At 63.3% G+C, this 26,623-nt stretch carries 22 protein-coding genes and 1 riboswitch; of the genes, 14 read left to right on the top strand and 8 right to left on the bottom strand.

Annotated features, from left to right (window positions below; genetic code table 11):
- Nucleotides 1-103 precede the first annotated feature (103 nt).
- Nucleotides 104-2,602 (bottom strand): ABC transporter permease, encoded by a 2,499-nt coding sequence (locus INT29_RS20560; protein ID WP_193070772.1) that lies wholly within the window; start codon nt 2,600-2,602, stop codon nt 104-106.
- A 202-nt stretch (nt 2,603-2,804) separates the two neighbouring features.
- Between INT29_RS20560 and INT29_RS03830 the strand changes: the two genes are divergently transcribed.
- Nucleotides 2,805-3,461 carry a TetR/AcrR family transcriptional regulator gene (locus INT29_RS03830; protein ID WP_069599866.1) on the top strand — a complete coding sequence of 219 codons (657 nt, stop codon included), beginning with the start codon at nt 2,805-2,807 and terminating at the stop codon, nt 3,459-3,461.
- 39 nt (nt 3,462-3,500) lie between these two features.
- Here INT29_RS03830 and INT29_RS03825 read toward each other — a convergent pair whose 3' ends face one another.
- From INT29_RS03825 to INT29_RS03815, 3 genes are all read right to left on the bottom strand, one after another.
- Nucleotides 3,501-4,211: a DsbA family oxidoreductase gene (locus INT29_RS03825; RefSeq protein WP_009883050.1), complete on the bottom strand. Its 711-nt coding sequence runs from the start codon at nt 4,209-4,211 to the stop codon at nt 3,501-3,503.
- A 79-nt stretch (nt 4,212-4,290) separates the two neighbouring features.
- The gene (locus INT29_RS03820; protein WP_096158568.1) at nt 4,291-5,421 is read right to left on the bottom strand and encodes an Rv2578c family radical SAM protein; all 1,131 of its coding nucleotides are present in this window, start codon (nt 5,419-5,421) and stop codon (nt 4,291-4,293) included.
- A 63-nt stretch (nt 5,422-5,484) separates the two neighbouring features.
- Entirely contained in the window at nt 5,485-6,021 is a 537-nt protein-coding gene (locus tag INT29_RS03815) for a flavin reductase family protein (protein ID WP_096160893.1), read from the bottom strand.
- A 308-nt stretch (nt 6,022-6,329) separates the two neighbouring features.
- Between INT29_RS03815 and INT29_RS19980 the strand changes: the two genes are divergently transcribed.
- From INT29_RS19980 to INT29_RS03785, 7 genes are all read left to right on the top strand, one after another.
- The gene (locus INT29_RS19980; protein ID WP_050773366.1) at nt 6,330-6,929 is read left to right on the top strand and encodes an MFS transporter; all 600 of its coding nucleotides are present in this window, start codon (nt 6,330-6,332) and stop codon (nt 6,927-6,929) included.
- Nucleotides 6,824-7,534: an MFS transporter gene (locus INT29_RS19975; RefSeq protein ID WP_240518420.1), complete on the top strand. Its 711-nt coding sequence runs from the start codon at nt 6,824-6,826 to the stop codon at nt 7,532-7,534. Before INT29_RS19980 ends, INT29_RS19975 begins: the two co-directional genes overlap by 106 nt.
- A 58-nt stretch (nt 7,535-7,592) precedes the next feature.
- On the top strand, nt 7,593-8,972 hold the full coding sequence (locus INT29_RS03805; protein ID WP_009883054.1) for an LLM class flavin-dependent oxidoreductase: 1,380 nt from the start codon (nt 7,593-7,595) through the stop codon (nt 8,970-8,972).
- 137 nt (nt 8,973-9,109) lie between these two features.
- Nucleotides 9,110-10,375, top strand: coding sequence for an MFS transporter (locus INT29_RS03800; RefSeq protein ID WP_009884565.1), 1,266 nt, complete (start codon nt 9,110-9,112; stop codon nt 10,373-10,375).
- A gap of 88 nt (nt 10,376-10,463) precedes the next feature.
- Entirely contained in the window at nt 10,464-12,047 is a 1,584-nt protein-coding gene (locus INT29_RS03795) for an MFS transporter (protein ID WP_009884564.1), read from the top strand.
- Nucleotides 12,048-12,278: 231 nt separating this feature from the next.
- Nucleotides 12,279-13,796, top strand: a complete 1,518-nt coding sequence (locus tag INT29_RS03790) for an NCS1 family nucleobase:cation symporter-1 (protein WP_009884563.1) — start codon at nt 12,279-12,281, stop codon at nt 13,794-13,796.
- Nucleotides 13,797-13,809: 13 nt separating this feature from the next.
- Entirely contained in the window at nt 13,810-14,535 is a 726-nt protein-coding gene (locus tag INT29_RS03785) for an aspartate/glutamate racemase family protein (protein WP_009884562.1), read from the top strand.
- 2 nt (nt 14,536-14,537) lie between these two features.
- Here INT29_RS03785 and INT29_RS20555 read toward each other — a convergent pair whose 3' ends face one another.
- A complete protein-coding gene (locus INT29_RS20555; protein WP_009884561.1) occupies nt 14,538-15,239 on the bottom strand; it encodes a GntR family transcriptional regulator in 702 nt (233 codons plus the stop codon).
- 50 nt (nt 15,240-15,289) lie between these two features.
- Nucleotides 15,290-15,383: riboswitch (TPP riboswitch) on the top strand.
- An 84-nt stretch (nt 15,384-15,467) separates the two neighbouring features.
- Between INT29_RS20555 and INT29_RS03775 the strand changes: the two genes are divergently transcribed.
- Together INT29_RS03775 and INT29_RS03770 are read left to right on the top strand one after the other, a co-directional pair.
- A complete protein-coding gene (locus INT29_RS03775; RefSeq protein WP_009884560.1) occupies nt 15,468-16,280 on the top strand; it encodes a 3-oxoacyl-ACP reductase in 813 nt (270 codons plus the stop codon).
- Between the two features lie 14 nt (nt 16,281-16,294).
- Entirely contained in the window at nt 16,295-17,620 is a 1,326-nt protein-coding gene (locus tag INT29_RS03770; protein WP_009884559.1) for an LLM class flavin-dependent oxidoreductase, read from the top strand.
- 76 nt (nt 17,621-17,696) lie between these two features.
- On the opposite strand, the gene INT29_RS03765 is transcribed toward INT29_RS03770, so the two are convergent.
- Complete coding sequence (locus tag INT29_RS03765; protein ID WP_009884558.1) at nt 17,697-19,367, bottom strand: DUF885 domain-containing protein; 1,671 nt, start codon at nt 19,365-19,367, stop codon at nt 17,697-17,699.
- 246 nt (nt 19,368-19,613) lie between these two features.
- Between INT29_RS03765 and INT29_RS03760 the strand changes: the two genes are divergently transcribed.
- The 4 genes from INT29_RS03760 to INT29_RS03745 all read left to right on the top strand — a co-directional run bounded on the left by INT29_RS03760 (nt 19,614) and on the right by INT29_RS03745 (nt 24,475).
- Nucleotides 19,614-20,810 (top strand): MFS transporter, encoded by a 1,197-nt coding sequence (locus INT29_RS03760; protein WP_193070771.1) that lies wholly within the window; start codon nt 19,614-19,616, stop codon nt 20,808-20,810.
- Nucleotides 20,811-20,925: 115 nt separating this feature from the next.
- A complete protein-coding gene (locus INT29_RS03755; RefSeq protein WP_193070770.1) occupies nt 20,926-21,723 on the top strand; it encodes a carbon-nitrogen hydrolase family protein in 798 nt (265 codons plus the stop codon).
- Nucleotides 21,724-21,794: 71 nt separating this feature from the next.
- Nucleotides 21,795-22,628, top strand: a complete 834-nt coding sequence (locus INT29_RS03750) for a TetR/AcrR family transcriptional regulator (RefSeq protein WP_193070769.1) — start codon at nt 21,795-21,797, stop codon at nt 22,626-22,628.
- Nucleotides 22,625-24,475 carry an MDR family MFS transporter gene (locus INT29_RS03745; protein WP_226841574.1) on the top strand — a complete coding sequence of 617 codons (1,851 nt, stop codon included), beginning with the start codon at nt 22,625-22,627 and terminating at the stop codon, nt 24,473-24,475. The genes INT29_RS03750 and INT29_RS03745 overlap by 4 nt, the downstream gene beginning before the upstream one ends.
- 241 nt (nt 24,476-24,716) lie before the next feature.
- Here INT29_RS03745 and INT29_RS03740 read toward each other — a convergent pair whose 3' ends face one another.
- Nucleotides 24,717-24,995 carry a hypothetical protein gene (locus INT29_RS03740; protein WP_101569761.1) on the bottom strand — a complete coding sequence of 93 codons (279 nt, stop codon included), beginning with the start codon at nt 24,993-24,995 and terminating at the stop codon, nt 24,717-24,719.
- Nucleotides 24,992-26,572: an acyl-CoA carboxylase subunit beta gene (locus tag INT29_RS03735; protein WP_101569762.1), complete on the bottom strand. Its 1,581-nt coding sequence runs from the start codon at nt 26,570-26,572 to the stop codon at nt 24,992-24,994. Before INT29_RS03735 ends, INT29_RS03740 begins: the two co-directional genes overlap by 4 nt.
- Between the last annotated feature and the right edge of the window lie 51 nt (nt 26,573-26,623).

Genomic DNA, 26,623 nt, shown 5'->3' with positions numbered 1-26,623 from the left:
GAGGTGGTTGTCCACCTCGGCGCTGGCCTGTCTGGGTCACGCGGGAACTGCAATCAACCGATCACACAGTGGCGATCACACGGTGTTGATCACACAGTGGCGATCACACAGTGGAGGGGATCCACTCCTGCTGATCGGATGACTCGGACCGATCGGCCGCCTCGGCGGGGCGATTGCTCATGCCATCGCCTGCGGTCGGTGCCATCGTGGGCCTGGAGGAGAGCCGGTGGTAATCGTTCGGATCGTCTTCGACGATCGTCGACTGCACGGTCTGGCCCGACTGTCCGAACTGGCTCGACTCGGCACTGTCCGATGCGTCAAAACCCTGCGCACCTGCAGATCCCGGTGCTGACTTCGGTCCTTCGAGGGCCTTGGCCTGCTTCCGGGCCTGCTTCTTCTGCTCCCGCTCACGTTCGAGGTGGAGGTTGCCGAAGTCATGCTCAGTCCGCGGCGGCTTGATGCTGTCGATGAGGAACACCAGCGCCAGGGACACGAGACCCCAGAGTCCGAGGACCTGCATATGCTCGGTGACCACATCGCTGTCGAAGTAGATGATCGAACGGATGGTCTCCACCGCGGCTGCCATCGGCAGGAAGTCGTGCAGCGTGGTGAAGAACGACGGGATCATGTACTCGGAGATCGCCCCGTTCGAGGCGGGCATTCCGGCGAACATCAGCGTGCCGATGACCGGAATGATCGCGAGCATGCCGATGAGTCTCTCGAAGACCATCGCGAACATGGCGATGCAGAAGATCGCGATGATCCCGGCTCCCCACAGCTGCGCGAAATGACCGTCGACGGCACCGGTGATCGGACCGGCGATGAGGGCGACGACCAGAGACATGAACGGTGCGTAGGCAGCGGTCAGCGGAATCATCCGCTTCAGCGGTCGACTCCACGGGTTCGCGTTCGCGCCGACGATGACGACCATGAAACCGGCCAGGATCCAGCCCATGGCGATGTACATGACGACCACGCCGTTCTTGTCCCGATCCGGCAGGGGCGCAACGTTGTCGACGTCGAGTTCCATGTCCTGCGCCGAAGCGACCTGATCGAAGATCCGGTTGACGACCTGGTAGGCACTGTTGTTCCCGGCCTCGTTCGCAAAGAGACCGAACTCGGCATTCTTCTGAGTCGGCAGGACGAGAGCCGCGACCTCGTCACGGTCTTCGACCTGAGCTCGTGCCTCTTCCTTGTCCGACGTGGCGGTGAAGTCGAACATGTCTTTGCCCATTGACTTCTCGAGGTCGGCGATGGTGTCCTTCGCCTGCTCGGTCGAGGAGCCGACCACAGTCACGGGCATGTCCTTGGGCGTGGGGGAGCCCATCGCGCCGAGCATGAAGGTGAGCATCATCGTGACCATCGCCAAGGGGAAGACGATGAGTGAGATGTAGCGCCACACCTTCGAATCCGGGCGCCGACCACCGTGCAGCGAGGGAATATTGACATCCAGCGGCTTCGGATCCGGATTGCGTCGGTGGGAGATGAAGTCATAGGCCTTCGTCAGCAGCAGACCGACGACGGCTCCGATGGCCAGGACCAGGAGGTGCTCGGTGACTCCTGCGCCGTCGAAGTACAGCACGGATCGCAGTGCTTCGCCGATCGCGGGCATGGGCAGAATCTCGTGCGTGAAGCGGTAGAACGCCGGCATCGTGTACACGGGGTAGGACAGGTTCGACGACGGCATACCGAGGACCATGAGGAAGAAGATGCCGACGATCACGCCCAAGGCACCGACGATTCGGGTGATGAACAGCTGCATGCAGGAGATCGCGAACACGCCCAACCAGGCTATGCCGAGGACTGGGACAGTGTCCTTGACATCGACGATGTCGAGAATCGGGCAGACAACCGTCCAGACCAAGCCGGCGATCACCGCGGCCCAGGCTCCGAGGATGGGGACGATGCGTTTGAACTTCAGCAGTTCGGGCGAATTCGAGCGCAGCACGCTGAAGGGCAGGTATCCGGCCATGACGATGGCTGTCATGAGGAACATTGCCCCGAGTCCCGACGGATCGTTGTCCGGCAAGGACGCAATGTCCTCGGTGGCGACGTCGAGGCCCTCTTCCTGCAGGGCGGGCATGACGAGACCGGTGACCGTCGTCTGCTGTTGAACTCCGGCACCTCCGGCGGTGTAGAGCGTGGCCTTATCGCCCTCGATGACAACCGCCGCCGAGGCTTCGCGATCGTAGACCATCTCACGTGCGGTGTGAGCATCCTCGACCGTGTCGACGTCGAGGGCATCCGGTTCGGCACCGTCGAGTGCGAACTTGATGTCCGCGGCCTTCGAATCCGAACCGGCCACCACGACGGGCATGTCGTTGGCCGAGGGGGAGTGCATGGTGCCGAGGTAGCCCGTGATCATCATGCCCACCATGATGAGCGGCATGATGAAGATCGCTGCCGTCCGGCCGATCAGCTCTGCCTTGGCGCGTTTGGCGGCTGCAGCCTCTGCATCGGCATCGGTGGTGTGCTGCTCGTTCGTCGACTGCGGTGCCTGGTCGTGGTCCTGGCTGTCGTCGTAGTCGTGATCGTGCCTGGTGTCGTGTGAGTCATGCTCACGGGCCTCGCGGCGGGTGAGCGGCGGTGGTGGTGTGGCCACTGTCGTCCTCCTGATGGATCGGAAGTCGAGTGATCACCGTTGACCACCTTGAACTCGACTACTTTAAGACACGTGACTTAGAATTGTGAAATCGACAGAGATTTGCCAAGGTGAGGGCGATGCTCGCCGAGGTGGTCAGGCCGCTGATATCGCGGCAGGGAGTCCGCGTCGTGAGCCACTTGAGAATGAAAGAATAGGGACTATGGGAAGCCAGAGTGACAGAGCGCGCGAGGTGCTGCTCAACTCCGCAGAGGAGCTCTTCGCCATCCACGGCATCGATGCGGTGTCGAATCGCCGCATCGTCGACTATGCCGGGGCTGCGAATCATTCCGCGATCTCATACCACTTCGGAGGGCGAGACGGTCTGCTGCGCGCACTTATGGAGCGTCATGTCGCCGCGATGTCCCTGCGCCGAGACGATTACATCGCTGGCCTGGGGGAAGCTCCGAGCATTCATGATTACGTCCGCAGCAGAATGGGCCCGTTGTTCGATGTTCTCGCCGATCTGCCGCGGCCCAGCTGGCGTGCACAGTTTCTCGCGCAGATGGGAATCGTGCCCTCAGCCGTCGAGATTATGAAGTCCGTGTTGGCTGAGTCCTCGCTGCCTGACGGGTTGAGATTCATCCACGGCGAGATGGAGGGTATTCCCGAAGGGGTCCTGCGCGGCCGGGCCTATCTGCTGGCCCATATGGTCACCAGCGCGTGTTCTGACCAAGAGGTGAGGATGAATGAGGGGACCCACAAAGGTGACTGGGAGCAGGTGGGGCGATTCCTCATCGATGCCGCCGCTGGCATGATCGCAGGCCCCGTGACATCACCGGACGGTGCGATCCGCTATCCCTCGATTCCGTACCTGTAACGGGTGGCTGCGCGAGGATAAATGTCTTGCGGGACTGAATCAGTCGCAGCCTTCGGGCCCGCACACTGCGCCATCGCGAAAGGCTTCGTCTCCGCCGGCAAGCACTGTGAGCTTCTGGCTTTCTCCCCACGCGGTCTCGAGCGCTTGTGTGAATGCCTCGGGAGGCTGGGCGCCGGAGACTCCGTATTTGCGGTCGATGACGAAGAACGGGACTCCGTTGGCACCCAGTGCCTGAGCCTCGGCGATGTCGGCCTTCACCTCGGCGGTGTACTCATCGGTGGAGAGGACGCGACGGGCCTCGTCGGCGTCGATGCCAACGGCGCGGGCCACCTCGGCGAGATACTCGACGTCACCGATGTTGCGGCCCTGCTCGAAATGACCGGACAGAAGGGCTTCCTTGGCCTGGCTCATAACCCCGTGGGACTTGGCCAAGTGGAGGAAGCGATGAGCAGTGAAGCTGTTGGCCACGACGATGGAATCAAAGTCATAGTTCAGGCCCTCGCCAGCGGCCTGCGCGGTGACGTGATCGAACATCTGTCGAACCTGCTCGGCGGGCATGCCCTTGGCCTGGCTGAGGTAGTCGGTCTCGGTTCCCGCATAGTGCTCGGGCAGGCTCGGGTCGAGCTGGTAGCTGCGCCATTCGACCTCGACGTCGTCCTTGTGCGCGAAGCCGTCCAAAGCGGTCTCGAAGCGACGTTTTCCGATGAAGCACCAAGGGCAGGCGATGTCCGACCAGATTTCAATCCTCATGACAGCTAGAACCCGAGCGTGAGACGGGTTATTCCCCGGTCTTGGGTGCTGGAGCGAGCGCTGGCCTGGTGGGTTCGAATCAGAACAGTGCTTCCTGTGGCGGGGGAGTCAGGCTTGCGGCTTGAGCTGCGGTCGACGTTGCGGCCCCGGACCGCGTCCGGTCTCCGCGCTTCGTCATCGGGTAATCATCGTCGGCGGAGCCGCGCAGGTCGTAGGCGTCGATGAGCGGATTGATGCGCCGGCTCAGCCAGGCGCGGTACTCCTTCGACGCATAGGAGGACTTCGCATACATCCGGCGGTAACGGGGGAGCAGCTCGGGATGTTCGCGTTCGAGCCATTCGAAGAACCACTCGCGAGCACCCGGTCGGAGATGCAGGGCACCATAGACCACGCGGCTCGCGCCGGCCTCCTTGATGGCGCTCAGCGCGGCATCAAGATGGTCCATGGAGTCGGTGAGCTTCGGCATCACCGGCATGAGGAAGACCGTGACGTTGAAGCCGAGGTTCGCGGCCGCTCGTACTGTTGCCAGGCGTGCTGTCGTCGTCGGTGTGCCCGGTTCGATCGTCTGCTGGAGGGTGTCGTCAAAGACGGCGATCGACATGCTGATCTCGACATCGACGTCCTCCCTGGCGCGGGCGAGCAGCGGCAGGTCGCGGCGCAGCAGCGTGCCCTTCGTCAGCACTGACATCGGGGTGCCGTGCTCGGCCAGAGCGGTGATGATGCCAGGCATGAGAGAGTAGCGGCCCTCGGCTCGCTGGTAGGGATCCGTGTTCGTGCCCAGGGCCACCAGCTCACGTGCCCACTTCGGTTTGGCCACCTCGGCGGCGAGGACCTCTGGGGTGTTGACCTTGACGATGACCTGCCTGTCGAAGTCCTGCCCGGAATCAAAATCGAGGTAGCGGTGAGTGCTGCGGGCGAAGCAGTACACGCAGGCATGAGAGCACCCGCGGTAGGGGTTGATCGTCCAGGTGAAGGGCATCGAACTGGCCGCGGGCACCTTGTTCAGGGCCGACTTCGCCAGCACTTCGTGGAAGGTGACGCCTGCGAACTCCGGTGTTCGAACACTGCGCACGAGTCCTTTGAGGCCGAAGAGCTCGGCGGGTGGGGCAGTGGTGGCTGATTCGACCAGGCCCGCTTCTGCACCAGCTGACGCTGCGCCAGTCTGTGGACCAGGTGTCGGGGTAAGCGTGCTCTGCTGATTCCACCTCATGACTACATTCGAACATGTGTTCGAGTGCGAGTCAAGGGTGCTCGAGGTGGGATGTGACGCGGTCTAGGGGGCTGTCATGCCCTTGAACTCGCTGCGATGGAAGACGAGCGCATCGGTGTTCGGTGGGTCATCAGCCCGAACGTCTGCGCCCTCCAGGCTGGTGGTGTCAAGGATTTCGAGCAGTGCGACGGTGTGGTCGCCTGCCTCGACCTCGTTGTAAAGACGCGTCCACAGGTGGGCAGGGCTGCCGGGAATGGTCAGCGCACCATCGGTGGTGATCACGGGGTCGATCCCAGAGAATCGCGAGGCACGATCCTTCGAAGCCAGCTGCCTGACCAGGAGCGACTGATGGGCGCCGAGGAGGGAGACTCCCAGTGCGGGTGCTGCCCGCAGCAGCGGCCACGTGCTCGAGGTGGTCTGCACCGCAACGCTGATCAATGGCGGGTCGAGTGAGACACCTGCGGTCACTGTTGAGGCGACCAGTCCGAGGGGTGTGCCGTCGACTTCGGCGCCGATGAGTGCGACGGCCTGGGGGAAGTGGGAGAAGGTCTCACGCAGAGCATCCGGTGACACGGCTGCGGCTCGTGCGATCGTCGTCATGAACTTGCCTCCGGTGGAATTGGGCTGTTGAGCGGCTGTGACTGCTGAGATCTTCCGCTCAACAAAGCCTTACTGATCTCAAGCGATCATCACAGATATCGCCGACAAGTGCATCCCGATATGACACCAGTGAGTCTTCGTGCGTCCCCATATGACGATCAAAGTCCAACAGTGACGCGGCGGCGACACGAACCGCCACAGAGTCCCCAGATTGCTCAACGAAACTCAGACACTGATAAAGCACCTGACCACGGTAAAGCACCAGGTTCTGAAGCGACACCCTGACCACGTCGATGAGGGAGAACCCCATGTCACAGACCTCCGCAGTGAAGACGATCACCCCGGACCCACCTCGGCGATTCCTGGACGGGAAGAAGCGCGTGCTCGCCTCGGCCTTCGCCGGCACCACCATCGAGTGGTATGACTTCTACCTCTACGGCACCGCCGCCGCACTCATCTTCAACGTCCAGTTCTTCCCCAGCGGCAGCGAACTCGGCAGCAGCCTTGCCGCATTCGCCAGCCTCGCCGTCGGATTCTTCGCCCGACCGTTGGGCGGCATCATCGCCGGACACCTGGGCGACCGAGTCGGACGCAAGGCCCTACTCGTCGTCTCTCTGCTGTCCATGGGCATCGCCTCGACGCTCATCGGCCTGGTGCCGAACTTCAACACCATCGGCTGGTGGGCCGCTGCCGCACTTGTCGTCCTGCGCATCGTCCAGGGACTCTCCGCCGGCGCGGAATGGGGAGGATCGGCACTGCTCTCGGTCGAACACGCACCCCCACGCAAACGCGGCCTGTTCGGATCCTTCACCCAGATCGGATCCGCCTCGGCGTCTCCGATGCCCCAGAGTTCCAGGAACTCAAGGACTCCGGCAACGTCGCCAAGGCACCTCTGCGCGACGTCCTGACCAAGCACCCACGCGTCCTCCTGGTCACGATCGGCCTGCGCCTGGCACAGAACAGCGTCTTCTACCTCATCACCGTCTACATGCTCAGCTACCTGGCCGAGAACCGCGACGACTCGACCGCCGGCGTCACCGCCGTGATGATCGCCTCCGCCATCGGCCTGTTCACCGGGCCTCTGTGGGGATGGATCTCTGACAAAGTCGGTCGCAAACGCGTGACCATCGGCGGCATCATCGGAGTGGCCGCCTTCGGGTGGATCTTCTTCGCCTTCCTCGACGCCGGCCCACTGGCGTTCCTGCCCATCGTCGTCATCCTCGGCATGAACCTCGCCCACGACGCCATCTACGGACCCCAGGCAGCCTGGTTCGCCGAGCAGTTCCCCATCGAGATCCGCTACTCGGGCGTGAACATGGGCTACCAGCTGGGCACCGTCATCGGCGGAGGCATCATGCCGATGGTCGCGGCACTGCTCTACGTCATCGGCGGCCACTCACCGTGGCTGATCTGCGGCTACCTCACCCTGCTGTGCCTGCTCTCACTCATCGCGGCACTGGCGGCGAAGGACCCCGCCCGGGAGCTGGCGATCAGCGCCCGCGCGGGCGACTGAGCTCGCACCTGACTCCTACTGACCTGCCACCTGACACCGACAAGGAAAGAGACACACGATGACGAAACCGATCATTCTCAATGCCTTCGACATGATGACACCGGTCCACCAGTCACCAGGACTGTGGCGCCACCCGGAATCACGAGTCGAGGAATTCACCCAGCTGAACTTCTGGACCGATCTGGCCAAGACCCTCGAGGAAGGAGGATTCTCCTCCCTGTTCCTCGCCGACATCCTCGGCGTCTACGACGTCTACGGAGGCAATGCCGACGTCACCAACCGCGGGGGAGTCCAGTTCCCCCTCCTCGACCCGCTCGTTGCGGTGCCCGCCATGGCAGCGGTGACGAAGACGCTGGGATTCGGTGTGACCGCCTCGGTGACCTACGAACAGCCCTACCTGCTGGCCAGGACGCTGACGACCCTCGACCACTTCACCAACGGGCGCGTGGCGTGGAACATCGTCACCAGCTACGTGGACTCCGCGGCACGCAACCTGGGACTAGAAGGCCAGATCCCACACGATGAGCGCTACGACCGGGCCGACGAGTACATGGACATCATGTACAAGCTCTTCGAAGGCTCCATCACGCCAGAGGCACTTCGCGCCGACGCCGAGGCCAATGTCTTCGTCGACCCCGACCAGGTTCGCGATATCAATCACGAGGGCAAGTTCTTCACCGTCCCCGGGCAGGCGCTCGCCGTGCCCGGCCCGCAGGGAACACCGCTGCTGTTCCAGGCCGGCGCCTCCAAGCGCGGACAGGAATTCGCCCTCGACCACGCCGAGGCGATCTTCTTCTCCGGACCCACCCCGGAGATCCTGCGGACCTGGGTCGACAAGGTCCGCGACGGACTCGAAGAACGCGGACGGGCCCGCGACAGCGTGAAGATCTTCGCGCTCGCCACCGTCGTCGTCGACGACACCGACGAAGCCGCAGAGGCCAGGCTCGCCGACTACACGCGCTACGTCGACACCGAATCCGCACTCTCCCTCTTCGGAGGCTGGACCGGCGTCGACCTCTCAGGTGCCAAGCCCGAAGACCCGCTGGAATACGTGGCCACCGATGCGAACCAGTCCGCGCTCGCCTCATTCACCACGATGGCCGGTGATAAGACCTGGACCATCCGCGACCTCGCCGAGTTCGTCGCCATCGGCGGACGTGGACCGGTCATCACCGGTGCACCCGCAACGATCGCCGACGAGTTCGAACGTTGGATGGACGAGGCCGACATCGATGGTTTCAACATCGCCGCGGCCGTCCGCCCTGCCGACGCCGAACGGTTCACGAAGTACGTCTCGCCCGAACTGCGTCGTCGCGGTCTCCTGCCCGAACCCGTCGAAGGTGCCACAGTCCGTGAGCAGCTCACGGGACAGGGACCCCGGCTGGCCGATGATCACAAGGGTGCAGGATTCCGGTTGGGATCTGACGCTCTGGTGTGAGCCTGCGCGGGCAAGTTCGACTAGGTGGCCGGTAGATGAGCATTTCGCAGTTGACCTGCGAGTTCATCTGCCGGCCACTTCTGGTGGATAATGGTCTGCGGCCATTTTCCGATCCGCCGATCACCTGAGGATCCCGCATGAGCGCTGCGACGCCCAAGACAACTGCCGAGGCCACCTCGGCGCCCGCCTACAAACGCAAGGCGCTCTTCGCCGCGGCTGTCGGATACGGGCTCGACGGCTTCGATCTGCTCATCCTCAGCTTCGCCCTCGGCGGGATCATCGCCACCTTCGGACTCAGCGACGTCGAGGCAGGGTCACTGTCGACGATCACCCTCTTCGGAGCGGTCCTCGGCGGCATCATCTTCGGATCACTGGCCGACCGCTACGGTCGCGTCCGGGTTCTGACCTGGACCGTTCTCATCTTCGCCGTGTTCACCGGACTGAGCTCAATCGCGCAGGGATACTGGGACATGGCCGCCTACCGGTTCATCGCCGGCATCGGAATCGGCGGCGAGTTCGGCATCGGCATGGCATTGGCCGCCGAGGCGGTGCCGGCCAACCAGCGTGCCCGAGCCACCTCATGGGTGGGCGTGGGATTCCAGATCGGCGTCTTCGCCGCCGCGATCGTCTCCGCTCCGGTGATCGCCCTGTGGGGTTGGCGGGCGCTGTTCGTCATCGGTCTCTTCCCCGCCATCTTCGCCTTCGTCATTCGCCGAGGTGTCCAAGAGCCCGACAAATTCGTGCAGTCCCAGCGGGGCCAGACAGCGGGGGAGTCGGGAGACTCAGCGGAGCTTCCGACGTTCGGCGCGAAGATCCGTGCGCTGGTCAAGGACAAGGCGACTGTGAAGATCACGTTCGCCCTCATCGTCCTCTCGACGGTGCAGAACTTCGGGTACTTCGGCATCATCGCCTGGCTGCCCAACTATCTGTCGGAGAAGATGGACCTCGGTGTGACGAAGGGATCGCTGTGGACAGCGGTGACGGTGATCGGAATGCTCGCCGGCATCCTCATCTTCGGTCAGGTCGCCGACCGACTGGGCAGGCGTCCGGCCTTCTGGATCTTCCAGGCCGGGGCGATCGTCTCGATCCTCGTCTACAGCCAGATGACCGACCCGAGTGCACTGCTCATCGGCGGCTTCTTCATGGGCGCCTTCGCCAACGGCATGCTCGGCGGTCATGGTGCACTGCTGGCAGAGATGTACCCCACACAGGTGAGAGCCACGGCCCAGAACGTCGTGTTCAACATCGGCCGCGCCCTCGGCGGACTCGCGCCCGTGGTCATCGCACTGCTCGCAGACTCCTTCGGCTTCGCCTTCGCTCTTGCCCTGCTGCCGACCATCTACATCATCCAGTTCCTCGCCATGTTCCTGCTCCCGGAGAAGCGCGGCGTCGAACTGGAATAGGGCGACAGCCCCGGCAATCAGCGGTCCGTGACATTTTGTGACGGCCGGGGGAGTGGGCGGGCACGTGCCCAGACCATACTGAGCGATTGTGAATAGTCCAGAACCAGCCGGCACTTCGGCGCACGCACCAGACAAGACCGACCCAGGCCCCACCTCGGCGGAGGACACAGCCAGCGGGACGAGGTCTCCACGGATCATCCGCAGCGCCTCCGACATCCATTCGGTCCTCGCCGAATTCGGATCCCAGGGCACGAAGACCAAGGCAGTCATCATCCTCGCCCTCGGCGGGATCTTCATGGACGCCTATGACTTCTCCTCCTTGGCCTTCGGCATCACTGCGATCAAGGAGCAGTTCGGGCTCTCCGGTTTCATGACCGGGCTCGTCAACGCCTCGATCATGGTCGGAGCAGTCATCGGTGCTCTCTTCGGCGGATACCTCGTCGACCGCTTCGGGCGCTACAAACTGTTCATGGCCGACATGGTCTTCTTCGTCGTCGCCGCCATCGGCTGTGCCGTGGCTCCCAACGAATGGGTCCTCATCTTCTTCCGGTTCATCATGGGCATCGGTGTGGGCCTCGACCTGCCGGTGGCGATGGCCTTCCTCGCCGAGTTCTCCAAACTCAAGGGCAAGGGAAACCGCTCTCAGCGCGTCAACGCCTGGTCACCTGCCTGGTACATCGCAACGGGCATCGGGTATCTGGTCGTCCTCATCATCTTCGTCACCCTGCCCTATGACCAGCACGCCATCCTGTGGCGAATCGTCGTCGGCTTCGGTGCAGTTCCCGCCCTCATCGTGCTCCTCGTCCGCCGCCGCTACCTCGCCGAATCACCGGAGTGGCTGGCCAACCAGGGCGACCTGCGCGCGGCCGTGGACGTCATGCGCTCACACCACAACCTCGATGTCAGGCTCGCAGACGACGCGAAACGCAGCCCATCGGAATCGACGGATACGGTGGAATCGGCTGATACGATCGCGAACGAAACATCCACTCCGCAAGCACCCACGAGCCAAGCATCTCAGCCTCAAGCGCCCAAGCGCGGAGGCAAGTGGAGCGGGTTCGCAGAACTCTTCGCCCCGCAGTACCGCGTGCGCACGATCGTCGCCCTCTGCGTGTCCGTGTTCTCCACCTTCGGCTACAACGCCGTCGCCTACGGCACCCCGCTGATCATCACGACGCTGTTCCACCAGACTCCGCTGGTCACGATCATCGCCTCACTCGTCATCAACCTCGGGTTCGGGGCCATCGGCGGACTCTTGGGCATGACGATCGTCAACCGGTTCGGCACCCGCCGCATCACGCTCGTGGGCTTCGCGATCCAGGCCGTCGCACTGGCCCTGCTGGCCATCGTCGGCATCCCGACCGGTGCCCTCGTCTTGGTATCGGTGGCAATGCTCGCGGCCTTCGTCTTCGCGCAGGCAGGTGGGCCCGGAGCCAACCTGATGAACTACGCCACCCTGTCCTACCCGACGAGGCTGCGTGGAATCGGCATCGGATTCAACCAGTCCGTGCTGCGTGCGTTCTCGATCGTCTCCCTCATCATGTTCCCGATCCTGGCCGGTTCGATGGGCACCGGAGTCTTCTGGATTGTTGCCTGCGCACCGCTGGCCGGAGCCATCGCCGTGGGCATCGTCAAGTGGGATCCGACGGCCAAGGACGTAGAAGAAGAATAAATGGTATGCCAAAAATCTGATGGCTGAACTGTCGGGTTCAAGCCCGTGACCAGCGGCTGAGCCGCTCGCACGATCCCTGTAGTTGAGCGTATCGACGGCTCTGGTGCAAGTGTGTCATTGCGCACAGTCTGTGACTGGGGTTACGCTGAGTTCGAAAGAACCCGCCGTCGCAGCGCAGTGGTATTAAATTTGGTATCCCAGCTCTGTGCCCTGCAGATTTGAGTGACACCCATGTCAAAGACCGAGGCCACGCAGGACTCCGCACCGAAGTGGATGGGGCCGAGCCCCGAACAGCTGGCGGCGCATCGCATCAGTCCCCGGTTCTACAACTCGGATCTGGCGCCCAGTCGCAAAGAAGGGCGCAGTTGGACGGCCTACAGTGTCTTCACTCTCTGGGCCAACGACGTTCACTCGCTGGGCAACTACGGGTTCGCTCTCGGACTCTTCGCCCTGGGCCTGGGGGCCTGGCAGATCCTCGTGGCGCTGCTCGTCGGTGCCGCACTGCTCTTCTTCCTGCTCACGCTCTCCGGCTTCATGGGTCACAAGACGGGCGTGCCCTACCCGGTGATGAGCCGCATCGCCTTCGGCGTCCACGGCGCGCAGCTGGCGGCATCTGTGCGCGGAATCGTCGCCATCGCCTGGTTCGGCATCCAGACCTACCTGGCCTCGAGCGTCCTCAACGTCCTGCTCATCACCCTCATTCCCGGTCTCCAGTCGTGGGCCGACACCGAGTTCCTCGGACTCTCCGGGCTGGGCTGGTTCTCGTTCACGCTGCTCTGGATCGTCCAGGTCATCATCGTCAGCTACGGCATGGAGATGATCCGAAAATACGAGGCGATCGCCGGACCGATCATCCTCGTCACCTTCGTCTTACTGGCCATCTGGATGCTCTCCCGCGTCGACTTCTCCATCTCCTGGGCCAGAGAGGACGCCCTGTCCGGGTGGCCGATGTGGATGCACATCCTCGGCGGTGGGTCCCTGTGGGTCGCGATCTACGGCACCTTCGTCCTCAACTTCTCCGACTTCACCCGCGCTGCGAAGAAGAAGGGATCGATCGTCGTCGGCAACTTCTGGGGCATCCCGATCAACATGCTCGTCTTCGGCCTCGTCGTGATCTCCCTGGCCGGAGCTCAGTACAAGATCGACGGCACGGTCATCACCTCACCGGCCGACATCGTGCAGACCATCGGCAACCCGATTCTGCTGGCGCTGGCCTCCCTGGCGCTGCTCATCCTCACCGTCGCGGTCAACCTCATGGCCAACTTCGTCGCCCCGACCTACGCATTGACGAACATGTTCCCCCGTCACCTCAACTTCCGCAGTGCGGCAATCATCAGCGCGGTCATCGGCTTCGTCATCCTGCCATGGAACCTCTATGACTCACCTGTCGTCATCGTGTACTTCCTGGGCGGACTCGGCGCCCTGCTGGGACCCCTGTTCGGCGTCATCATGGTCGACTACTGGGTGATCCGGAAGACGAAGGTCAACGTTCCCCAGCTCTACACCGAGGCGGGCGACGGCGAGTACTTCTATCACCGCGGAATCAACTGGCGCGCCATCGGTGCCTTCATCCCGGCTTCCCTCATCTCCCTCGTATTCGCCCTGGTTCCCGCATTCGCAGGACTCTCCGAATTCTCCTGGTTCAGCGGGGCAGGCATCGCGGCGATCATCTACTTCATCATCGCCCGCCGGAACTTCACGTTCCGCGAGGTCGACGGCGAAGAGATCGCCGTCCCCACCACACACTGATTGAGAGCTCATCGTGAAAATCCTCGTCGTCAACGTGAATACAACCGAGTCGATGACCGAGTCCATCGCCCGTGCGGCACGGGAGGTCGCCTCGGCGGACACCGAGATCGTCGCGCTGACCCCCAGCTTCGGAGCGGAGTCCTGCGAGGGCAATGTCGAAAGCTATCTCGCGGCGCTGGGGGTCATGGACGCGGTGATGAAATACCCGGGGGACTTCGATGCCGTCATTCAGGCAGGCTACGGCGAACACGGCCGCGAAGGTCTGCAGGAACTCCTCGACGTTCCCGTCATCGACATCACCGAGGCAGGGGCGGCCCTGGCCATGTTCCTCGGCCACAGGTACGCGGTCGTCACGACGCTTGATCGCACGGTTCCCCTCATTGAGGACAGACTCCTCCTGGCCGGGCTGAACGCTCACTGCACCTCGGTGAGGGCCTCCGGGATGGCCGTGCTGGAGCTGGAGAATCAGCCCGAGCGTGCCGTGGGGGCGATCGCTGATCAAGCCGCCGAGGCGGTCGAACGGGATCGTGCCGAGGCCATCGTCCTCGGGTGTGGAGGAATGGCAGACCTCAAGCGGGTCGTCGTCGAACGCTGCGATGTTCCCGTCGTCGACGGCGTCACCGCCGCGGTGAAGCTGGCCGAATCATTGGTGGGGCTGGGACTGACAACCTCGAAGGTCCGTACCTACGCCCCTGCCCGTCCCAAGCAGCTGAATGGGTGGCCCTTCAACGCTGCCTGAGCTCAGTCCTCGACCGACTCTGCTTCTTCGTCGACGGCCCGGGCGAGGCGATCCTTGTGCTTGTCATGCTGATCCTGACTGGTCCCGAGATGTCGGGCAGCCAGATCCCTGACCTTCGTCTGGTCCCGATGGGCGATCGCGTCATAGAGCTCGGCGTGTTCCGTGGCAACGAAGTCAAGGTCGTCGTGTTGGCTGAGCTGCCAGCGCATGCGTGAATCGAGGAGCTCACCTATCTCGGTGAGCAGACGGTTGCCGGACAGCTCGGTGACGATCGCGTGGAAGTCCGCGGCCGAGCGATGGGCACCGACCACGTCCCCTGCCTTTGATTGCTCCTTGCCCTTGGCCAAGGTGGCCTCGAGCCTCGCCAGGCCCTCCCGATTGTGACGCTGCGCGGCGAGTTCGAAGGACAGAATGTCAAAGACTGCGCGCACTTCATTCAGGTCGGCTATGTCGCTGGGGGAGAACTCACGCACCGTCGACCAGGTGTTCGGCCGATTCGCCACCAGCCCCTCGGAGGCCAGCTGTTTGAGGGCTTCACGGATCGGCACACGACTGACCCCGAGCTCCGTGGCCAGATTCCGCTCCACCAGTTTGCTGCCGGGCAGGCGCACACCGTCGATGATCTCGTTGCGCAGCACCTCGGTGACTCGAACGGTTTCAGAGCGCCGCACGGTTTCAGAGCGTGGATCGTCATTGTTCTTCACGAGGCCATTCTCTCATTCTTCGTCCCTGCGATCGGTCTGCTAGGGTGCTTGGCAGTGACACGGGGTGCCTGCAAGAGGCTGAGATGACACCCGTCGAACCTGATCCGGTCAGTACCGGCGAAGGGATTGTCCGCAGCAGAGACTGCGAACCGCGGAGGTGGCTCCTCGACTGCGGCTGCGCACCGTCGGTCTTCGGTGTTCCTTCGCCTCGAGCAGAAGGACACAGATATGACGAAGACGTACCAATCTGAGAACGCCGTGGACACACCTGCCTCGGCGCCGGCGATCAAGGACCAGATCGTCCTCATCACCGGCGGCGCGCGTGGACTCGGCCGCAGCCTGACCACGGCATTCCTGCGGGCCGGCTCCAAAGTCGTCATCAACTATCTCACCAGCAAGGATGCTGCAGAAAGCATCGTCGCCGAGCATCCCTCGCAGGCAGTGGCCATTCGGGCCGACGTCTGTGAAGCGGATCAGGTAGAGGAGCTCTTCGCCTTGTCGGAGGCACACTTCGGCGCCCCGGTCTCCACCGTGGTCAACAACGCCCTCGTCGACTTCTCCTTCAACGGCGACGCTCGCTCCCACGCTCACGAGATCACGGTCGAGGACCTCGGTCGGCAGTTCTTCGGTGCAGTGGGAGCGGCGACGAGGACGACGCAGGCGGCGCTGGCCGGATTCGACCGACTCGGCTCGGGGCGGATCATCAACATCGGCTCCAACCTATTCCAGAATCCCGTCGTGCCCTACCACGACTACACCGCAGCCAAGGCCGCGTTACTGTCACTGACCAGGACCTTCGCCGTCGATCTCGGCCCACGGGCGATTACGGTGAACATGATCAGCGGTGGGCTGCTGCGCACTACCGACGCGAGTTCGGCCACCCCCGAGGCGGTCTTCGACGCGATTGCGCAGGGCACACCCCTGCAGCGGGTGACGACGCCGGAGGAATTCGCAGACACCGCACTCTTCTTCGCCTCACCCTGGGCCCGCGGGGTGACAGGGCAGAACCTCGTCGTCGATGGCGGACTGGTGAAGAACTGATGAGCCCTGCAGACATGAGCACCACGCCTACGACCGGCGCTGCACAGCGCAGTCGACGCGATGTCCACCTCAACCTCTTCGCCCACGGCTGCGGGCACCATTCGGCTGCGTGGCGAGCCCCAGAATCACCCGTCGAACGTCTGGGCGACATCACCTACTGGGAGGAACTCGCCGTCACCGCCGAACGCGGATGCTTCGACGCGTTCTTCCTCGCCGACGGACAGTCGGCGGGACTCGGCGGACTGGGCAAGGGTCCGCGCTGGTTCCTCGAGCCCCTGACCACCCTCACCGCACTTTCCCGGGCCACGGAGCACATCGGCGTGATCTGCACGGTGTCCGCGACGTTCTGGGATCCGTTTCACGCCGCGCGGATCCTGGCGAGCCTAGACCACATCTCTGGGGGCCGAGCAGGCGTGAACATCGTCACCTCGATGACCGATGCAGAGGCCCGCAATCACGGGATGGAGCGCCTGCCCGATCACGATGAGCGCTATGGGAGGGCCGAGGAATTCACCGCCGTGCTCAGAGAACTTTGGGACTCCTGGCCGGCAGAGGCGATCAAAGCCGATCGCAGCGGATCCTATGCCGATGAGGAGGCGCTGCAAACGATCGACCACACGGGCGAGCACTTCGCAGTCGCCGGCCCGCTCAACATCCCTCGCCTGCCGCAGGGTCGACCCGTCGTCGTCCAGGCCGGTGCCTCCGCACCGGGACGCGAACTCGCAGCCAGATTCGCAGACGGCATCTACGCCGTGGCCTGGGACTTCGAGTCGGCCTTCGAATACCGGCAGGACATCCTCTCCAGAGCGAGATCCCACGGGCGGGAGGCTGAGGAGATCACCATTATGCCGGGACTCGTCACCTACGTGGCGAAGACCGAGGACGAGGCCAAAGAGCAGCAGCACCGGCTCAACTCGCTCCTGCCTATCGACGACTCCCTGCGACAGCTGTCGTTCTTCATCGGTCAGGACGCCTACGACTGGGACCTCGACTCTCCGGTGCCCGAGCTGCCACCGCTCGAGGAATTCACCGGACCGCAGGGGCGCTATGCCACGGTGCTGCGGATCATCGAGACCACCAGGCCGACGGTGCGGGAACTGCTCGGCTATCTTGGCGCCGGTGGCGGGCACGCGACGTTCGTCGGGACACCTGAGCAGATTGCCGACGAAATTCTGCGTTGGATCGATGGTGGCGCGGCCGACGGTTTCAACCTCATGCCGCCGAGGCTGCCCCAGGGGCTCGAGGACTTCGTCGAGCTCGTCGTGCCGGTACTGCAGGAGCGGGGACGCTTCCGCGGCGCCTACCAGGGCCTGACGCTGCGGGAGAATCTGAGCGGCTGAGCAGCCGGGCCCGCTGAGCGGCTGAGCCCGCTGTGCGGTAGAGCTCAACCGACCGGATTCGAACGACTCGCGAGGCTCAGCGCTTCATGGCCCGGCCCAGTGTGTCCAGGCCGACCGATCCCAAGTTCAGGGCCTTGGTGTGGAAGGCCTTGAGATCGAAGTCCGCTCCGGCCTCGGCCTTGGCCTCATCGCGGAACTGCTCCCACAGCCGTTGTCCGATCTTGTAGCTCGGGGCCTGCCCGGGCCAGCCGAGGTAGCGGTCGAGTTCGAAGGCGAGGAAGGAGCGATCCATGGCGACATTGTCGGTGAGGAACTGCCAGGCCTTCTCCCGATTCCAGGTCCCTCCGCCGAGGCTGGCGGGCGCCTCGAGTCCCAGGTGGAATCCGATGTCGAGAACCACGCGTGCGGCGCGCAGGCGTTGGGAATCAAGCATACCCAGGTAGTCACCGGGATCGTTCATGAAGCCGAGATCGGCCATGAGCTTCTCGGCGTAGAGCGCCCAGCCTTCGCCGTGCCCGGAGACCCAGCACATGAGTCGGCGCCAGCGATTGAGAGTGTCAGAGACATACGTGGCCTGGCCGACCTGCAGATGATGGCCGGGCACGCCCTCGTGATAGACGGTTGTCTTCTCCTGCCAGGTCGCGAACTCGGTGACGCCTTCGGGTACAGACCACCACATGCGACCCGGACGGGAGAAGTCGTCGGTGGGGCCGGTGTAATAGATGCCTCCGGTCGCCGAGGGTGCGATCCTGCACTCGATCGTGCGCACCGGCTCGGGAATGTCGAAGTGGGACTTCCCGAGTTCCGTGATCGCCTCATCGGCGACTGTCTGCATCCACTCACGCAGCCCTTCGGCTCCATGCAGGGTGCGTTCGGGATCATTGTTCAGCGTCTCCATGACCTCGAACAGGTCGGCACCGGGCTGAATCTTCTCAGCGACCTCACGCTGCTCGGCATCGATGCGAGCAAGCTCCTCGAGCCCCCACGCATAGGTTTCGTCGAAGTCGACCTCGGCGCCCAGGAAGTCACGCGAATACAGGGCGTAGGCCTCACGCCCGCAGGCCTCGTTCTCCGGCGCGGCCGGGAGAAGTTCGGCAGCCAGGAAATCAGCAAGGTGGGCAAAGGACTCACGAGCCGCCTCGGCGTGGGTGCCCAGCTGTTTGCGCAACGACGAGCCGACATCGGTGGCGCCGGCAATGAGCTGGTCGAAGTTGCTGCCGGGTTCGGCCAGCGTGCGGGCCTGTTCGATGACCTTCTCGATCTGAATCCGGGCCGAGACCTGACCGCGGCTCTTGGCCAGGGACAATGACTCCTGGTAGCCGGCGACGGAGGTCGGGACGGCCTCCATGGTCGTGGCCACCGTCTCCCAGTCATGGGTGGTCTCGGTGGGCATGAGATCGAAGACGTCGCGGATGGCCTGCAGGGGCGATTCGATGACATTGAGGCTCGAATGTTTGAGCCCGGCCTCAAAATAGTCGCGATCAACGCTCAGTCGTTCGCGCATCGCATCGATGGTCACGAGGTCGACGTCATCGAGTTCGGACGTCTTCTCAACCTCGGCGAGCTTGGCCAGCGTCTCGACGGTGAGATCGTTGGCGGCAGCCAGACCGGCGGGGGAGAAGTCATCGAAACCCTTCGCGCCCTCGATACCGAGGTAGAGGGCGAGGGAGGGGGAGAGGGCAAGTGATCTGTCGACAAATTCTTCAGCGACGGCGTCAACGGCCGAAGGGGTTCTCTTCTGGGTCATGATTCTCACCCTATATGACCGAGAACACAGCAATCAGATGACTAGAGCAGGATCACCTGGACACAACCGCCGACTCCTGGGCTCACCGGATAACATGGACAGGTTCCCGGCTCGATCTCAACGGATCAGTCGATCTCGGTGAATCAGCCGATCACGGCCGATCGGCCTTCACCGCGGGTGCGCCAATTGTGGTAGGCAGCCAGGGGACTGAGCGCATCATTCGACAGGAAGAGAGACTGATCTTCAGTGGCACGGGCACAGCTATGGACCAAGGACTTCGTTGTCGGCATCGGTCTCAACCTGTCGATGTCGATGGTGTTCTACCTCCTCATGACGTCCATGGCCGGCTACGCCGTCGCCAGATTCTCCGCAGGCGAGGCCGCTGCCGGCTTCGCGTCCTCCTCCTTCGTCGTGGGTGCCGTCGTCGCACGTGTGCTGACCGGAAAGTACCTGGACTTCATCGGCCGGAGGAAACTGCTCATCATCACGATGGCGATCTCGATCCTCGCCTCCGTGGCCTATATCTTCGCCGACACCCTGGTCTGGCTCCTCGTCATCCGCATCATCCACGGCATCGCCTTCGGAGCCGGCAACACGGCCATCATGACCGCGATCCAAAGCGTCATCCCGTCCTCTCGCCGAGGTGAAGGCACCGGTTACTTCGGCACCGCCACCACGCTGTCGACGGCCCTGGGCCCCTATCTGGGTGTCATCCTCCCACGTGCCTACGACTTCCCGATGCTCTTCGCAGCCTCGGCGTTCATGTCACTCGTCGCCTTCATCCTCTGCGTCATCATCAAGCTGCCCAAGCAGGAACTCAGCGACTATCAGCGAAGCAGCAAATGGAACCTCAAACTCTCCACCCTCGTCGATCCGGCAGGGCTGCGGATCGGTTCGATCATGCTCGTCGTCGGCACCGCCTACGCCGCGGCCCTCGTGTTCCTCGCCGGCTATGCCGAGGACAACGGGGTCGCCAGTGCTGCCTCCCTGTTCTTCGTCGCCTTCGCCGTGGCCTCACTGATCGCACGACTGTTCGTCGGTCGCCTGCAGGACACCCTCGGCGACAACTTCGTCATCTATCCCGTCTTCATCTTCAACCTCGTAGGCAACATCCTGCTGGCCATGTGGCCGACCATGACGGGAATCATCCTCGCCGGCGTCTTCGTCGGACTGGGCTTCGGCTCGCTCATGCCGTGCATGCAGGCGATCGCCGTGAAATCGGTGCCGATGTCGCGCGTAGCCGTCGCCACCTCCTCATTCTTCCTGCTCCTTGACGCCGGATCCGGCATCGGGCCGATCATCCTCGGCGCCATCATGCCGCTGACCGGCGGCAGCGGCATGTTCATGCTCTGCGCAGGACTCGTCGTCCTCGGTATGATCGTCTACACATTCGTCCATGGTCGGCACCGAGGGGGCCGCCCGGGCCGCGAATATCTGCACTGAGAGTTGTACCCAGGCGGAGGGTGGGGACGCTCCCAGGTGGACGGAGGTTTCTCCGCGCGTGCGATCGCGATAGCCTGAATCAACCGCTGACACCCCCGGATCGCAAGGACTGGCCATGAAATTCGCACTCGCGCAGATCAACTCCACCACCACAGTTGCGGACAATCTCGACAAGGTCCGGAACTACACGCACAGGGCCGCCGAAGCGGGAGCGAACTTCGTCGTCTTCCCCGAGGCCACAATGTCTGCGTTCGGCCCCGGTCTGCGCGAAGTCGCCGAAGCCAATACGCAGTCCTGGCGAACCGCTATGGCCCAGTTGGCAGCCGAGGCCGATATCACCGTCATCGTGGGTGAATTCGCCACCTCCGGTGAGAAGGTGATCAACCTGCTTGCCGTCTACCCGCCGCAGGGTGAGCGCCGCGATTATGCCAAGATCCATCTCTACGATGCCTTCGGGTTCAAGGAATCAGACACTGTCGTCCCCGGTGAGGACCCCGTAGTCATTGACCTCGACGGTGAGAGCGTCGGGCTGACCCTGTGCTACGACATTCGTTTTCCGAAACTGTTCGCCGAGATCAGTCGCCGCGGTGCCAAGCTCGCCATCGTCTCCGCATCCTGGGGTTCAGGGAAGGGCAAGGTCGAGCAGTGGCAGATCCTGGCCCGGGCAAGGGCGCTGGACAGCAATATGTTCGTCGCAGCCATCGGTCAGGCCGATCCAGAGGTCAGCGGTGTCGAGGTGCCCAAGAAGGGGCCCACAGGTGTCGGCCACAGCCTCGTCTCCGATCCCTTCGGCCACGTTATCTCCTCCCTTGAGGGTGAAGAGGCCCTCGAAGTCGTCGAGGTGGACCTTGCCGGAGCCGATAAGGCCGCCGAGGCGATCCCCGTGCTGGCGAATGCGAAGCTCGGGTACTGAGGCTGGGAATGTGCCTTAAAACACAATAGGTGCACTTGAGGCAAAAATGCACCGAGTGCAATAATGATTCTATGCATTCCACACCTTCTGGCGAGCCTACGCGCGCCGACTCTGCTGCGGCCGAGCCTGCCGACGCCACCGGCGACGCCGCGAGCAGCACAGCCGAGGCAGTTCAGTCCGAGGGCTTGCGCGAACGGAAGAAGCGCAAGCGCGGTCAGGCCCTGCGCCAGGCTGCCCTCGAATTGGCGCTCGAGAACGGCTATTCCAATGTCACCGTCGAAGACATCTGCGAACGCTGTGGAGTCTCACGGCGGACCTTCTTCAACTACTTCTCCAGCAAGGAGGAGGCGCTGCTGGGCCGTTCCGACACCATCTTCGACGATGAGGATCAGTCCGACATCGAAGCCTTCGAAGCAGGCGGTCCGAACGGACGCCTGCTAGCCGACCTCCAGCATCTGCTGGCCTCGGTCGTGCGGACGCGTCTGAATAAGCGCGAAGAGATGCACCAGTACCACCAGCTGATGAAGCAGGATCCCTCGCTCATGCAGGCGCAGATGTCGCGCATGGGCAACAACGAGCGCCTGTTCCGCGAAATGATCCAACGTCGTCTCGACGGGACCTCGGCTTCCGCGGGGAACTCAGCCTCCGCCGGGACCTCAGGTTCCGGCGAGAGTCGCGCACCCACCTCGGCGAGCGAAGCCTCTCCTGATGCCTCCGTCTCTCAGGAATGTCATGACGGCGGCGGTGTGCCCGTCTCCACACGGGCCGAGGCTCTCGCCGCGTTGGCGATGATGTCGATCAAGGCGACGTTCATGCGTCTGCGCAAGGTCGAGGGCGATCCCGCCCCGGTCATCAAAGAGCTGTTTGACGAACTACGAGACATTTTTGAGGAGGAATCCGCATGAGCTCAGCAACCGCAACTGCTGAGAAGGCACCGATCGTCCTGACCAAGAAGACGATCATCCTGATCTTCTCCGCGCTCATGGCCGCGATGTTCCTGGCGACTCTGGACCAGACGATCGTGTCGACGGCAATGCCGACGATCGTGGGTGAACTCGACGGTGTCGAGCACCAGGCTTGGCTGGTCACCATCTACCTCCTGGCGATGACGATCGTCATTCCCCTGTACGGAAAGTTCGGCGATATGTGGGGCAGGAAGGTCATCTTCCTCGTCGCGATCGCGATCTTCGTCGTCGGCTCGTTCGGGTCCGGCATGTCGCAGAACTTCTGGGAGCTCATCGCTTGGCGCGGCTTCCAGGGCTTGGGCGGCGGCGGTCTGATGATCCTGTCGCAGGCCATCATCGCCGACATCATTCCTGCCAGCGAACGCGGCAAATACATGGGTCCTCTCGGCGGTCTGTTCGCGATCTCCAGTGTGCTCGGACCGGTCCTGGGCGGATTCTTCACCCAGCACATGGACTGGCGCTGGTGCTTCTGGATCAACGTGCCGATCGGCATCGTCGCATTCATCATTGCGCTCTTCGCCCTCAAGCTGCCGAGCCACAAATCGGACAAGAAGATCGACGTACTCGGCATCATCTTCATGGTGGCAGCGACCTCGCAGCTGATCCTCGTGACCAGCTGGGGCGGACACGACTACGACTGGAACTCGCCGACTATCATCTCCCTGATCATCGGCACCGTGGTCGCCGCACTCATCTTCGTCTACGTCGAATCGAAGGTCAGCAACCCGATCATTCCGATCTTCCTGTTCAAGAACAAGACCTTCGTGCTCTCGACGGTCATCGGCCTGCTGCTGGGGCTGGGAATGTTCTCCGCGATGGCGTTCCTGCCTACGTTCATGCAGATGGCATCCGGGACCGACGTGACGGACTCCGGTCTGCTCATGCTTCCGATGATGGCCGGTGTCATGCTGACCTCTATCGTCTCCGGCTTCATTGTGTCGAAGACCGGCAAGTACAAGATCTACCCGCTCTTCGGTACCCTCATCGCCGGGCTTGCTCTGGCCTGGATGACCACGCTGACGGCCGACACCTCGATGGTGCTCATCGGATGCATGATCTTCACCATGGGCTTCGGCCTGGGCCTGGTCATGCAGATCATCGTCCTCGTGATCCAGAACTCCGTGGCGCCGGAGCTGGTGGGCACCGCGACCTCGACGAACAACTACTTCCGCGAGATCGGTGCCTCGGTGGGCACGGCGCTGTTCGGATCAATCTTCACCTCCAGGCTGGCGGACAAGGTGGGCGAAGCGATGTCGCAGACACCCGGTGGTGCAGGCGGTGGGGGAGGCGCTCCGACCACTGACTCGCTGACACCTAAGTCCGTGGCCTCGTTGCCTGGACCTATCCATGACCTCGTCGTCAACGCCTATGCGGACGCCCTGGCGCCCTCGTTCTGGTACATGGTGCCGGTGTTCATCGTGGCCTTCGTCCTCGCCTGGTTCCTGCCGCAGCTTAAACTCTCCGATGTCGCCGGCATGGTGGCCCGTGGTGAAGCCGTCTACGGCGATGACATGGGCGGACCGACTCGAGGCGTGACGAGCGCTGGCCCTGATTCGGCGATGGCCGACTCGGCGATGGCCGGTTCGGCGACAACAGGCTCGGGGGCGACTGGTTCGGGGGCGACTGGTTCGGTAATGACCGGCTCGTCGGGCACAGCTGCGGGCTCATCCGGCTCGGCGCAGACTCATGCACGCAGTCCGCAGCGATTGAGCACCGTGACGGTTGAGGGCAGGAGGGTGCCTCGCCCTGGAGCCGATCCGGACAAGGATCAGTACCGGCTGAAGTGAACTGACACGATGCCGCTGACGATGTGCTGACGTGCGGGTGGCATCGAGGGGACCACTTAGCGTCGAGGGGACCCCTTAGCGTCGAGGGGGCCAGCTGTAATCAGACCCCTGGACGGTAAGTGGTCCTTTCGGTGACTGGACACGCGTGCCGACGCACTTCGGGCGCCGACAGTACATCTGTCGACGCCCGAAGCGTATGCGGCTGCTCAGCCCTACTCGGCCCTACTGGGCAGGCGAGATCTCAGCGTCCCAGCGTCTGCGTCCAGGCCTGAGGGAGTCGTCTGCGCACATTGCGGCGGGGTGCGCTGAACCCGGCTCGGCCGTGTTTCGTCGTCTCCATCAGGTCCAGAGCCGCCGCCTGGTTGGCAGCGTAGGCAAGGGCCACCTGGCGGATCGCAACGACGGCCGCCACCGCTGCAGCACTGGCCATGTCGTCGCTGACGGGCTCACCGTCGTGTGCTCGCACCTGTGTCCGGTCCTCGACCGAGGTGGCTGTGGCCTCTTGTGCATCCTGGCTCATAGTGGGATGTTACCGTGCTTGCGCGTTGGAGCGTCAACATGCTTGTTCTTCAGCGCCCGCAGCCCACGTACGATCCGGTTCCGAGTCTCACTCGGTTTGATGACCGCGTCGATGTAGCCTTCTTCGGCCGCCAGGTACGGGTTGAGGAGTGCATCCTCGTAGTCCTGGATGAGTTCGTCACGCAACGCATCGACGTCTTCGCCTGCCTCACCGGCGGCCTTGAGCTTGCGCCGGTAGACGATATTCGCCGCGCCCTGTGCACCCATGACCGCGATCTGAGCACTGGGCCAGGCGAGGTTGATGTCCGCGCCCAGCTGCTTCGAACCCATGACGCAGTACGCTCCACCGTAGGCCTTGCGGGTGATGAGCGTGATCAGCGGGACCGTCGCCTCACCGTAGGCGTAGATGAGCTTGGCTCCGCGACGGATGATGCCGCTGAACTCCTGGTCGGTGCCGGGCAGGAAGCCGGGCACGTCGACGAAGGTGAGGATCGGGATGTTGAAGGCATCGCAGAGGCGCACGAAGCGGGCGGCCTTCTCCGAGGCATCGATGTCCAGCGTTCCCGCCAGCTGCATCGGCTGGTTCGCAATGACGCCGACGCTGACACCTTCGACGCGACCGAAGCCGGTGACGACGTTCGGGGCGAAGAGTTCGGAGACCTGTAGGAACTCAGCGTCGTCGAGGACGGTGGTGACGACATCGAGGATGTCATAGGGCTGTGAGGGCGAATCCGGCATGAGCGAATCCAACGCCTCGTCCTCGGGTGCGACGGACAGATCCGACTCGAACTCGTCGGCATCGGCAGGGTCGAGGTTGTTCTGGGGCAGGAACGAAAGCAGGTCGCGCACATAGTTCAGCGCATCGTCCTCGTCGCTGGCCAGATAGTGAGCGTTGCCGGAGACGGTGTTGTTGGTGCGGCCACCGCCGAGCTCCTCATGGCCGACCTCTTCGCCGGTGACCGTCTTGATGACGTCGGGGCCGGTGATGTACATGTGGCTGGTCTGATCGACCATGATCGTGACATCGGTGAGTGCGGGGGAATACACCGCTCCGCCGGCAGAGGGGCCCATGATCAGTGAGATCTGCGGGATCACGCCGGAGGAGGCCACATTGAGGCGGAAGATCTCGGCGAACAGGGCGATCGATCCGACGCCCTCCTGGATCCGGGCACCACCGGAGTCGTTGATGCCGATGATGGGGCATCCCAGCTTGATGGCGAGCTTCTGGACCTTGACGATCTTGCGTCCATTCGCCTCAGCGAGGGAGCCACCGAGGACGGTGAAGTCGTGAGCGAACACGGCCACGGTCTTGCCCTCGATCGTGCCCAGACCGCAGACGACACCGTCACCGTCGGGGCGGTTGTTCTCCATCCCGAACTGGTGGTTGTGGTGGCGTGCGAACTCGTCGATCTCCTGGAAGGAGCCCTCGTCGAGGAGTGCTTCGATGCGTTCGCGAGCGGTCTGCTTGCCGCGGTTGTGCTGGTTCTCCACCGACTTCACATTGCCGGTGTGGGCCGCATCCCGGCGCTGGACGAAAGCGTCGATGCGCTCAACTGTTGTACGTGGGGTATCCGTCATGCCTCCACAATAACGACGCACGGTGCGATCATTGTGTACTCTCGCCAAAAG

Origin of the sequence: Brevibacterium sp. FME37 (assembly GCF_014897485.1) — a bacterium.
Classification (GTDB): Bacteria; Actinomycetota; Actinomycetes; order Actinomycetales; family Brevibacteriaceae; genus Brevibacterium.
This window is presented reverse-complemented; position numbering and strand designations above follow the sequence as displayed.